The organism is Acidobacteriota bacterium (genome assembly GCA_016208495.1).
In the GTDB taxonomy this organism is placed as follows: domain Bacteria; phylum Acidobacteriota; class Blastocatellia; order Chloracidobacteriales; family Chloracidobacteriaceae; genus JACQXX01.
The window spans coordinates 32804-45903 of the sequence record JACQXX010000064.1; the positions used below are offsets into that span (position 1 = coordinate 32804).

At 49.5% G+C, this 13100-nt stretch carries 7 protein-coding genes; all 7 read left to right on the top strand.

All coding sequences use genetic code 11. The annotated features are described in order from the left end of the window. The first annotated feature begins 50 nt into the window (after positions 1–50). The 7 genes from HY774_11920 to HY774_11950 all read left to right on the top strand — a co-directional run bounded on the left by HY774_11920 (position 51) and on the right by HY774_11950 (position 13060). Entirely contained in the window at positions 51–476 is a 426-nt protein-coding gene (locus HY774_11920) for a GPW/gp25 family protein (GenBank protein MBI4749189.1), read from the top strand. Further along, positions 476–5098 (top strand): hypothetical protein, encoded by a 4623-nt coding sequence (locus tag HY774_11925; protein ID MBI4749190.1) that lies wholly within the window; start codon positions 476–478, stop codon positions 5096–5098. Before HY774_11920 ends, HY774_11925 begins: the two co-directional genes overlap by 1 nt. 36 nt (positions 5099–5134) lie before the next feature. Further along, positions 5135–6334, top strand: a complete 1200-nt coding sequence (locus HY774_11930; GenBank protein ID MBI4749191.1) for a hypothetical protein — start codon at positions 5135–5137, stop codon at positions 6332–6334. Between the two features lie 73 nt (positions 6335–6407). After that, entirely contained in the window at positions 6408–7484 is a 1077-nt protein-coding gene (locus HY774_11935) for a hypothetical protein (GenBank protein MBI4749192.1), read from the top strand. Between the two features lie 72 nt (positions 7485–7556). Beyond that, entirely contained in the window at positions 7557–9305 is a 1749-nt protein-coding gene (locus HY774_11940) for an aldo/keto reductase (GenBank protein ID MBI4749193.1), read from the top strand. A gap of 142 nt (positions 9306–9447) precedes the next feature. Then, on the top strand, positions 9448–11256 hold the full coding sequence (locus tag HY774_11945; protein ID MBI4749194.1) for a DUF4157 domain-containing protein: 1809 nt from the start codon (positions 9448–9450) through the stop codon (positions 11254–11256). A gap of 43 nt (positions 11257–11299) precedes the next feature. Next, the gene (locus HY774_11950; GenBank protein ID MBI4749195.1) at positions 11300–13060 is read left to right on the top strand and encodes a hypothetical protein; all 1761 of its coding nucleotides are present in this window, start codon (positions 11300–11302) and stop codon (positions 13058–13060) included. Positions 13061–13100 lie beyond the last annotated feature (40 nt).

Genomic DNA, 13100 nt, shown 5'->3' on the forward strand with positions numbered 1-13100 from the left:
GAACTACTGACTACTAACTACTGACTACTGACTGCTATCAGGTTTGAACTATGAAAGATGTCGAAACTTCTTTTCTTGGAACAGGTTGGAGTTTTCCACCAACCTTTTCCAAAATGACTTCGAGTGTGGTGATGGTGAGTGACGATCTGGATATTCGGCAGAGCCTCTGGGTGCTGTTTTCGACCTCGCTTGGCGAACGAATTATGCTCCCTGAGTATGGTTCGCTGCTTTGGAAAATGGTGTTTCAGAGCGTCACCACCACGCTGATGACCCAGTTGGAAGACGCTATTCGTCAGGCAGTTCTGTACTGGGAAGCGCGCATTGACATTGTTGATATTCAAATCCAGGCCGACGCGACCCAGGCTGGACTGGTTTATATCTACCTTGACTACATCATCCGGCAGACAAATTCACGGAGCAATCTGGTCTATCCCTTTTACCTGAATGAAGCCACCATTCCTGTGGAGATGCCTTAATGGATCCGCATTCTGGAAAAATTGTCATCAATGGTGCCGTCAGCCAGTTTGATCGGTGGTTGCGGGCGCTTGATGCCGGCTTTGCACCGGTTGACGGACGTCCTTTTCCAGAATTACTCGATTTTTCAGTGCGGTACGCGGAACTCATTCGGTTTTATGATCTTCAGAACCAGATTGACGGGAACTGGGTTGATTTTTTTATCAGTGACCCAACCATGCTTGCCGCCTCGATTGGCGCCACCAATCTGGTGACCCACGAAACCAGATACCTGAATGGAAAGCGCCACACGGTGCAAACCCATGCCTTTGACGAAAAGTTTGCCGCCCTGCACCAGCTCTTTGGCGTGATGCTGGATCTGGCGCGTCGGATCAATATGTGGCATGAAGGCATCAGCCAGAGTCAATCCGTTGCTTCAACCAGATTGCTTTCCCACACATTGACCGGGTTGATTGAAACTTCCCTCAAGCCAGCGCTGCAGAAACTCAAAGCCTTTGATTTAGGCGCCGCCGAACCAGAGGCGCTGGGAAAACCGGTTGGTCAGGTGTATTCGGCGTTTGGGCCAAACTGGAACCTGGCGGCTGTAAAAGGAGATAGCTCGATTTATCAAGGCCGGACGGGCCCAAAAAAAATTGATCAGGCGCTGACTCAACTTAACCCGATTTATTACACCTTTCAGGATGCCATTTCCGAATTGCAACCCCTGGTGCAAAGTGACGTTGAGGAAACACTTGAAGATGGCAACCACAAACCTCAGCTTGCCCTCTACATTGCCTTTGCCCGTCTTTTTCAATCCGCCCAGGACACAATCAACACCTTTTCAATCCGGTACCGCAATTTTTACTATTTTGATGTGCTCCGGCAGGCGTTTCGTCCACCTGTCCCAGATCAGTTGTACCTGACATTTGCGCTGGCCGATGATGAAAATGTCACCAGCGGCGAAGTTCCACAGGGGACGCTCTTCCCAGCCGGCCAGGACATCAACGACCGTGAAATTCTTTATGCGGCTGACAAAAATCTTCTCGTGACGACTGCGGCTTTGGATCAAGTTCTGGCCGTTCAAAAATCGTTTGGACCTCTCTATGTTGTTGATTCCACGGTAAGTAACACAACCAGACCAAAACGAACCACGCATCAGGTATTTAGCTCGGTGGTCCAGTTGGCGGCAGCCATTGAAAATCAACTTTCGTGGCCGCCCTTTGGAAGTACTCAAATCGGAGCGACTCCAGTTGTCACCACCGAACTGGCGACGCTGGGGTTTGGGTTGGCAAGCCAGTGTTTGCTGCTTGGCGGAGGAACGCGCACGATTCGAATCCAAATCCAGTACCCACTGGAATTTCAAACCACTGTCCTGAACCCGCAATTAGAGCAAATTGCCGCCATCACTGGTGACACGCCGACCGAAATCTTTGAAACCCTGCTCGAAGGTGCGTTCCAAATGTTTCTGTCAACCACAGACGGCTGGCTGGAAGTCAAAACCTATCAGGCCAAATGCAATTTCACGACCGAATCCAACCCAAACTTCACGCTGGTCATTTCCTTACCGGCTGAAGCCCCGCCGATTGCTCCGTTTTCGCCCGAAGAACCCGACCTGACAGTGGCAAATCCTCATCCTGAATTGCCAACCTGCAAGGCATATCTGGTTCAATCGCCAGTTTGGGTGACTGGGCAAGATGGCAAGGTCTGGGTGTATCCGTTTTCGTTGCTTGAATTACTTCCTGTTATCAGCCTCAAAATTCATGTCAAAGTGACGGACCTGACCAACCTTTCGCTCTCCAACACCGACGGTGCCATTGACCCGACCTCGCCGTATGCGGTTTTTGGCGGTTTGCCCGTCGTCGGCTCATACCTGGAAATTCAACATTCCGAACTGTTTTGTAAAGATCTCAAGTCACTTTCAGTTGGAATCAAATGGTTTAACCTTCCCCAAAATGAAACCGGGTTTACAGGCTATTACAAGGATTATGTGATTGGTCTCGATGGCCTGCCGTCACCAACCCCGCTGTTTGAAAATCAGGTCTTTGAAGGCGTGTTTCGCGTCAAAAATCCTGGAACCTGGGTATTGAGTGACATCTCTCCCTGCCCAGAAACTCCTTCAAATTCAGTCGAAGTCTTTTTATTTCGAACCAAACCTGACTGCAACGCCCAGGAGCCGACGCCGGATGGCCAGCTTTGCCGAAAATCAGAATTCACCACATTGCAGATTTGCTCGGCTGAACCGCCCGATTACTACGACCCGAATGAAAGCGCCCTCAAGCTGGAATTCAGTGAACCTCCGTATGGATTTGGCAATGCAATTTATGCCCAAAATGTTTTAAATGCTGTCATTGAAGATCTCCCCGATCCAGGAAAGTGTGAGGAAAAATGCCTGGCCGAATGCCAGATGTTGAAGGCAGCAGCCCAGTTGATCGAGGCCGGATTGCTCTCGCTGGCTGATTGCCAGATGGCAACCTGCACCGACAATCCGGGATGCCTTGAGAAAAGCTTGACCAACACCGTGACCTATATTTGCACGCTGGCGGTCACCTGTTTTGAAGAGTGTGAAAAAGGAGCCCGCACCGATTTGGAACAACTGCGTCAGATACTGGCTCACGTGAAAACTGGGAATAAAACTCTGGTCATCAGCCAGGTTCAAACGCTGTATGAAACGCTCAATCGCTTGAAAACAGGGAACTTACCAACCCGGCTAAAACAATCGGCGCGGTGTTTTAAATGTCTTTCCCTGGTTGAAATCTGTCTTCACCTGCTGGCCGATATCATTACCTATCAACTCCAGGCCCAGACCAATTTTGATGAATTCAAACGCTGTCTCAGGCTCTGCAAGTCAGGATTGGAAAAAATCAGCGTCACCTGCCTGGAACAGTGTCTGGCGATGCCGGTTTCAACCGATCCGAAGTGCATTATCGAATGTGTTCAAAATTGTCTGAATTCGTTGTTTCAGCAGTCGTTTCAAAAGCTGGAAAGCTGCCTGGGAAAAATCAACGACCCGCAGGCGTCTCAAGTATTGACCCAAATCAAGGAAAAAATTCAATCGCTCAGAGACGACCCATCCATCTCCCAGGCTCAATTTTTCCAGGCATGCCTTGGGACTATCACTTCAATCCTGCAGCAAGATCCCCTTCCGGTTTCGGTGAAGCTGTGCCTGGAAGCATTTGATAAACGGCTTGATGCCTGCCTGTGCCTTGAAAACTGTGTGGTTGACTTTGCCGCCCAATCCAAAGCGAACTTTGAAACGCTGGAAAAGAGCCTGGTTAATCGGCAAACCGAAGCCGAAACAGCCTTTGAGGAATGTTATGAGCTTTGCGTCAAAAACTGCATGAGCCTGAAAAACGAACTCAAATATCCGAATGAACCCTATCTTCCCCAAGCCGAATACATCACGGTTACCTATGAAGCCAGTTGTTATATTCCGGCAACGGGGTGGAATTCGGCGGATGGCATGTTTTTCCAGTTGCTGCCCTTCGCCGGGTATCAATCACCGGAGGTCATTTCGACATTGCTTCCAGTGTTTCCAAATCAGGGCAATCTCTATCTTGGATTTTCCGGGTTGCCTTCCTTGAAATTGCTCACCTTGCTCTTTCAAATGGTTGCCGAAAATACCGGCGACCAGCCGCTAACGTTGCCCCAGGTCAGGTGGAAGTATCTTTCTGAAAACCGCTGGCACGAGTTCCAGGAGACCGAAATCAGGCAAGACACGACCAACGGCTTGCAAAATACCGGGATCACGGGTCTGTTGCTTCCATGGTTTGACCCGACGGGAACGACGATTCTCCCGGCAAAGTACCAGTGGCTCTGGGTTTCAGCAAAAAATCGGGCGCCAGCTTTTCCCAGCGTGATTGGGATATACCCACACGCGATGCTGGCAACCTGGCAAAATATTGATAACACAGGGGAAACCCTCAAGACACCGATTCCGGCTTACACCATTACCAGTTCGGTTCAGGATCTGCCGGACGTTGGGAGCATCGTGCAGCCGATGCCGTCCTTTGGTGGGCGACCACCGGAAAATGACCGCACCCTGACCATTCGCGTCGGTGAACGACTGCAGCACAAAGATCGTGCGGTCCTGAACTGGGATTATGAACGGCTGGTACTGGAACGCTTTCCCAGCATTTGGAAAGTTCAAACCCTGCCGGCACGCAATCGGAACGCAGGAAATTCACCCGGAGATGTACTGGTGGTCGTCATTCCTGGCCCAGACAGCGATGAAACGATGGATCCAACGACACCAACCGTCAGTTCCGCGATGTTGAATCAGATTCAGACCTACCTGGAAAGCCGAAACTCGCCATTTATCAATCTTCAGGTAGTCAACCCAGTTTATGTTTTGATCACGGTCACAACCACAGTCCAGTTTCTTGAAACCGAAGACAGTGGCGACTGTATCAACCGCTTAAACAGTGACCTTATCAGCTACTTATCGCCCTGGTTTTATGATGTGGACCGGGCCGCCAAAGGTGGGGCCTATGCCACGGAAGCCAATATTTCGGAGTTTATTCAAACCCGACCTTACGTCGAAGTAATGATGTCCATTTCGCTCGTCCATTCCCCAAAACCCAGGACACTCGACTGGTACTTTCTAACCTCAGCCAAACAGCACCACATTTCCACGGAGCCTGACTAAAACCACATTGCAACTTCTTCAAAATAAGGAGAACTCATGTACACGATCAACTTTGTCAACCAAAACACAGGCATTGCGACAGCGTATGTCACATTCATCCAGGCCACACAGGTGGTCAATAACGTCACCGAACTGGTCGGCCCGACGCTGAGTGCGACTGGCGGAGACGGCACGACACTGCAAAACGGCGTTTCGTATTCCCTGGAATCCATTCAAAACACCATCAACATGGATCCACCCAACTGGCAAGGCCATATGTACCTGAGTGATGCCGCTCTCACGCCTCCAACCTCAGGCGGGTATCCGGTTGATATGGCGTACACCCTGACAACCGACACCAACCGCTATCAAATGATTGAGTTTGCAGGCTCGACCACCAGTGCCAACACCGATATTACCTACATCAACTGGTATTCAATCCCGCTTCAGATGGAAACGACGACTCAAAACACCGGTGGAAATACGCGGGGTGTCCCTGGGTCTCAAACCGCTCTGTCAAATATGCTCACCACGCTGGCGGCGCTGTCCGGCAACAGTTCAACCACCGTCGTAAAAAATGCCAGCAACGAAACGGTTCGCGTCATCAGCCCGAATGCTGGAAATCCAAACTGGCTTCCGCTCTATGACAGTTTTCGTGATTACCTGGTGAGCGTTTTTATTGATTCAACCGATTCGATTCTGCTTCAAAACACATATGATGGAATTGGCAATCCACCGTCGCCTGACTTTCAGCCGCAGAGTTACAGTGTTTCATCAGTGACCTACAACGGCCTGACCCTCAACATCACTGGAACCACAACCGTTCTGGGCAATTTTACGATGACGGCGACAATGGTCTTTGCCGACTTCAGTTCGGTGATTTATCTGGCCGTGATGAACTATGAGTGGTCCTATGATGGGCAAAACGGATCGGCCTCAAACCCGAATGGAAACACCGGCGACAACAATGTTTTTTCCGCGGTTTCCCGTGATTTGATGGCCGGGTTCAACTTCGGCTTTATCGGCAGCAGTCAGTTTGGGTCGCAGCCGAGTTCAGCCTGGCAGCAAGCTTCCAGCTCGGAGATTTTCAGCGCCATCCAGCCAAATAATCCTTATTACAACCCCTGGGCCAATGCCATCAGCGGCTGTTTTTCAAATGTGTACTCGTTTCCATTCAATGATTTTCTTTCAAACTTCTCACCGCTCCTGACCACCAATGACGGAGACACTCTGACGGTCACGCTGCTCAACCCGTGAGGTGGAGCGCGGCCCACTTGACGCCGCTTTGGCATTCCCAACCCGAGTGACTGACCAACAGGAGGAACCAGCTATGATTTCTTTTGCACAACTCAAATCCAAATCTGGACCAAATACTCAACTGACAACTCCTCAACCGATCAGTTCACTCGGGCAATTTCCAGTTCAACGTACCGATGGATTTCCAGCCCGGATCCAGCATCAGCTCAACGCCACGTCACACGTTCAAACCCAACATCATTTCTCCAACGCGCTCAATCAACGGCAATCGGTGGTAACCCAGGCTCAATTTGGGGAAGCAATCCAGAAACGAGGCAGCCAGGTATTGCCGGTTCAACGACAAGAACAAGATGAAGAAGAATACCCGCTACAGAAAAAATCCATTGCCCAAGGAAATACCGCCCAGGTTGTTCCAACCCAGGGACCAGTGGTCCAGCGTTTGATACTGGGTGCCAATGGAGACTTAGACACCCAAAATGATGATCAAATTGATGAGGTAGTGGCTGAGTTAATGTCAATGGATTATGACAGCCTGCTCTTTATTAAGGACATGCTGGATCCAACCGACGCACGGGACTCAGGGTATATCAAGTTGATCAACTATGAATTAGGAAAGGCCGATGTGCTCCGCGATGTCTCGCAGTCCAGTTATAACTTTGGCGGGATTTTTACCGCGGCAGCCGTCTTTGTTGATGGTCAACTCCTTGGACAAACCGAACCAACAACCCATCCAGACTCAACAACCACTTATTATCAATATAGTGATCAAACAGACGAAGACTTCTTAGATGAGGAGCATAATTCCCGAAATGATGCCGAGGTCGGCACGCTCGAGGAAGCCTATAGTCTTCTGGATAACGTCAAGGATTCGTTTACTGGCGAAACGCAAATCCGAATTGTGATTGCCGGGACCAGCGGGCCGTGTGATGGGTGCAAAGAGCGGTTACAACGCTTCCGACAGGACATTCTTGACCTGCTCCCGAATGGTGGGATTTTAAGCATTGATAGTTCGTATTTGAATTCAACCTCAACCAAAGAACGAAACAAGGTTGTTACCCGGTATGGGTTCACAAACCAGCAAGCCCAAACATCAGCCCGAGGAGAGCAATATTTCAACTATCGCTATCCGTTAGCTGTCAAAGGTCAATAAACCCTGAAAGTACATCGGTTTGCGGTTTGTAGCCAGAGGAAGACCACAACCGTCATTTGAAAAGGGAACCATATGAATACCTTTGCGACACAGCCAAATCGGAACCTGCTCCGGCAAGAATCCGTGCCCTCTCAAGTCACCCAAAGCAAACAAACTGTGCCCAGTTCCCTAACCACTGATGGTCAGAGCCGACGAGCCATTCCTGAATCGTTAAATCAAAGTCCTCAAGTGCAAACCCAGCTTCAGCTTCAAAACTCCTTGAACCACAGCCCACGCACTGCCCTTCAAGCCAAATTTGCGCAAGCGCTAACCAATCGGGACCAGCCACTCCAGCGGATGTGCGATACCTGTTCCGAAGAGGAAAAAAAGGTAAAATCCAAACTATCGGAAACCATTGAAGACGAAAATGCTGTCACTCAAACCAAATCAGCCAATCAAACAGGTTTATCCCACTCAAATGAGAATGTGGTGCAGTTGATGAAGACCAATGAAATACAGCTCACTCCACAATTAAAACCGGTTCATCCAAACATTATTTACCGAATTCCAGTTGGCGCGGCAAACCTCCCGCCAGTCTACCGCTATGGGAAGTTTGTTGGGCGGTCAGGAGGCGCGTTGATGGGGTTGTACCTGTTTAAAGACAAAACGGGGGTGTTCCCGGTGGTCGGCGGGACGGAAATTGAAATCTCCAGCGGCGAATCATTGGAGGAAAACCAGACGGCTTTCGGCCTTGACGAACGCAATGAAGAACAAATCAAAGCAGCGGTGGAGGCCGGCTATCGGGTGTTTGATGCGGCTGAATCCTATGGGAACACCGATGTTTTGGCCAAAGTGCTGGCAGAATCCCCGAATCTGAATCGCAACGATGTCAAAATTGTTTACAAATTCAGACCTGGTGAACCGGCTCAAGCGATCTATGAAAAACTAAAAGGGGTCGCGGAAAAGTTTGGTGGGTATCTGGATGTCGTTTTACTTCACGATGTTGAGGAAAGCCAGCAAAACATTGAGGGAGCGTTCAAAGCGATTCAGGTTCTTAAACAGGAAGGCATTGTCAAAGCAGTTGGTGCCAGTAATGTCAAAGCTGATTCCGAAACGTTTGCAAAGATTGCCTCAGCGGAAGATGAACAGAATTCGATTTATAAAGTTGATGTTCTTTCCAATCGCTTTTCACCGAAGGGACCCGATGAAAAAATCAGAGAATTTGCCAAATCCAGAGGAATCACCTATTTAGGGTTTGGCCTTATGGGCGGTGTCGTCAAGGACGAACAATTCCAGAAGTGGGCTCAAGAACTCGGATATACCGCCAGTCAACTTCTGTTTGCTTGGGCCCAGGCTCACGGCACGATCCCGGTTGCTTCGTCAAAGGATACAGAATTGATTGGTCAGAACTTTCTCCAGGCACAAACTCCGGTTCCCTTGGAAGTCGTTCAGCAGGTTGAAGAATACTGGGCCAAACGAAGAGAAGAAGCACAAGGGCTGGGCGATGAAGTGCTTGGTGAAATACCACCCCATATATCGAAATTACTTGCCGGAAGCCAGATTGAAAAATTTGCGCTTGGTCAAATTGACGATAGTACCTGGAGAAGTCAGGCATCGAATAAACAAACTCCGATTGGGAAAAATGTCTTCTTTCTGACGGCGATGCTGCAAGACCCTCCGGCGAAGGTCCCTCCACTCCAAAGTATTCGCAACGATCTGTGGGGGAAATCAGTCTCAGACCTGGTTTCAGGTCTTGCGACCTCAAATAGTTGCAACACCTTGTTTTGTATTGATGCCATCTTGAAATCACTTCGCTATCCCGGCAATTTCCAAAATCTCTAACCCAGGTTTTCCAGATTTTGTGCCGAAGAATTCCACCATACTTCTAATGCGGAGCAACACGATGAATACTTTTGCGAAACAACCACATCGCCCTTTGCACCAGCAACCAGCCAGTACACCTGTTATTGCTCAAAGAAACCAGATGGTGGACGGTTCCCCCACGACAGGAATAGCACAACGCGCTCTTCCTGAATCGTTAAATCAAAGTTCTCAGGTCCAAACCCAATTTCAGCTTCAACAGTCTTTGAACCAAAGCCCGCGAACGGCGATTCAGGCCAAATTCGCCCAGGCTTTGACCAACCGTACCCAACCGCTCCAGCGCCTGTGCGATACCTGTTTGGACGAGGAAAAGAAAGTAAAGCCGAAACCATCCACCGTGATTGAGGACGAAGACGCTGTCACACAAACCAAAGCTGCTGATGAGGATGAAGATATTGTCACCCAAACCAAAACTGTCGGTGCGACCAACTCGGCTCAAAATTCATTCGTTGAAAACCAGACCGGGTTACCCAATCAACTGAAAGCAGGTATCGAATCACTTTCCAGCGTGTCGCTCGATGATGTCAACGTGCATTACAATTCATCGAAGCCAGCCCAGTTGCAGGCGCTGGCCTATACTCAAGGTTCGGATATCCACGTCGCTCCTGGTCAGGAGCAGCATCTGGCTCACGAAGCGTGGCACGTCGTCCAGCAAAAACAGGGCCGGGTCCAGCCGACGACGCAACTCCAAGATGTCGCCATCAATGATGATTTCGGGTTGGAACGCGAGGCGGATGTGATGGGTGACAAGGCACTCCAGATGAAGGTAACTGGTGATTTCAATCTACTTAACCATCAAACCCAGGGACCACTTCAACGAAAACTGGATGAATTCCCGCTCACTTCATCACCAGAAGCTGATTTTGATGAAGAAGATGTCTTACAAGCCAAACTTGAACCATTTCCTGAGTCAGCCTCAAAGTTTGAAATTCCGCTGATGATTGGAATTGTCAGGAATGAAATTGAACGGCAACTGTCTCTCGGCGTCACAAACACACCTGCAGACCCAAGGTTGGCCAAAGCGCAAAAAGATCTGACCAAAGTTGAATCACAGTCTGGTAGTGCCAAACCATCTCAAACTGTTAAGTCATTAAATCAAATAATCACTGCCCTCAACAGAAATATTGATGATGGCTTTATACCTGATGCCGTGCTGGCAGCCTCCTCTTCAAAAGGTGTGGATGTTGATGAAGACTTCAAAGGTAATGAGCTTGATTTTAAAGATGAAGACTTCAAAGGTAATGAGCTTGATTTGGCTGGACTTGAAGACGTCATCCCAGTTCAATCCCTGTCGGAAGCCCAGCAGGATCCACGCTGGCAGCGTGCCAAAGACCTGGGCTTGCTCGATGACGAGCAAGTCAGGTACTGGCTGCAACCAGAGTATTTGGCTGAACGCGGAGGCAAAGGCATTCCAACCAACCTCAAAGGGGTGATTGTTGAACTTCAAGCCAAAGATGCCGCCGAGGCTGGCCACGAGGATGAATTCATCGAGGGTGATGTTGAAGTTTTCAAAGGTGTGAAAATTGTTGATCCTGAAGATTTAACCGAAACCGGTAGACCTAGAATCAAACGCGAAATTGACGTTTTGGTCGTTCAGGTCCTCGGTGATGGCCAGTATGTCCCAATTGAAGTAATTGAAGCGAAAAAACAGGCAAGCAAGAAACCAAAAGGGTTAGCCACGGATGTGAGAGCCAAAGTGAAAGCGTTGAAGGAAGCTCAGGCAAACGGATGGAGGGTCATCGCTGGTGATGAAGACATTACCGATTTGCTTGTCCCAAACCCTGGGCTCCAGGGACTTACCGCTGGGCCAACCGGGGAATATGACATTCAATTACCAGACTCCAGCGAAGCTGAAGAGTTGTATGCCTTCATCAACCAGTACCGCTATGCGCTTTCCAAACTCTGGTATTGATTCTAAAAGTTGGTCTTCCTGATGAGAATGGAGGAAACAAACGATGAATGCCTACGCCTCGCCACAAACCACTTCGAAAAACAACTCTGTGACACCTTCTTCCTCCCTGGTGCAATCAGAAGGCGAGTCACTCCCTTTGAGTTTTGGTTTTGGCGGGCCAGGTCTTTTGAGCAACCAAATCAACCGGCGTTCCCAAAACCAGACTCAGTTGCAACTCAAACAGGCGCTCAATCAGAGCCCACAGGTGGTTGCCCAGGCAAAACTGGGCGTTGCCTTGTCAGAACGACCTCGTTTCACCAACCCGCCGATTCAAAGGTTTCAGGATCCAGAAACCAAACTGGAAGTCAACATTGAAGAATTGCCTCTTGAGAAAGCCTCCCATTACCTTCTGCTCAATGGGCGCGGGACACTTCCGCTCACTTCTGACGAGAGATTTCGTCTCATGACGCGCGAATTGACACTTTTAAAAGAAAAGCACCGGAGCCTCCCGGTTGAACCACCCGATCCGGTTTTAGCAGGTAAGGTTAATTCGCTCTCAGATGAAGAAATCAGCCGGTTGTCAAAGTCTGAAGTGACCGAGTTTTTGTTGTTGCAAAATAAAGGCGTTCGGATTGAGCCGTCGCTCTATCTCAAACTGGTCAAACGGGAATTGGATGTCATGACGTCGCCAGCCATTGACCCAGACGCCTACTGGCTCAGTCAGATGGTTGTACTTGAATCCGGCGATGTCACGACTTCGGCCTCCAGCCGTGAAGATGCGGCTGAAATTGCCAGGAAGAGCGCCATCAAAACGGTTCTGTTGGCTACCGAAACCTTGCGGGCAACCATCAGCCAGAGTGAGGTGCAAGAACATTTTGCCAAGGTGTTTCAAAGCCCGGCAGCGGTGGATACGGTTCTCGCCAATCTTGCCCGGATTGCAGCCTACCTGGAGGGGAACCGGCTTCGGATTGACTACCGCCCTGATGACAGGTCCTCCATCAACGCCTATACATTGGGGGGAACAATTACCCTTCAAACCCGCTTTTTCACCACATTAGATCAAACAGCACAACGAAATACAGTCATTCATGAAGCGGTCCATGCCACGTTGGGCGTCCCTGATTATGCCTACACGACAGAGCGGCTGATCACTGCTCTGAACCCCGAAATAGCAACCCGCAATCCAGATAATTATGTCTGGTTTTTGGCTGGGTTGCTTGAAGGAAAAAAGGAGCCAAAAAATCAGGTCCAGGATGTATTTACCGGCGAATTTGCAAAGCCTGAAAAGTTTGAACTCTCCAAAACGATTGGCCTGGCAACCTCTTCGTTTCTTCGAGTTCAGGAGTTGTTCCGCCAGGCAGTTGAAGATGCAGAACAGGCGTTCCGGGAACCTGGCCGCAAGTTCGCACAAAACACCATTTATGCGATTCAACAGGTCAAAAAGGTATTTACCGGCACCTCCAGAGAGTGGAATCAGGATCTTCCAACTGAAGCGATTGCCAGGGGATTAAGCGGTATTTCCAAGATGTTGACGTATCTTTATGGCAGTTTAACCGCGCCGGTCACGATTACCTGGGCTGATACGGTAGTCCCAAAATGGACCCGCGAGGGAACCGGTCCCGTCAGTTTAGCCATTCCCCGCAGCATCCGACCTGAAAGTTTGTATGAGTTACTCACACGAACGTGTGTGAGGGATTTGCTTGAGCCAACCAGGGGAGACAAATGGAAACAGTATTACAACTTGATTGTCAATGTTTCCCCCAATTTCATCAATTTGGGGAACTACGTTGGGACGCGAATGTCCCCTCTGACACCAGAAATGTAACTGGACTCCTTCACCGAATGAGGCAAAACCCTGTGGGCGA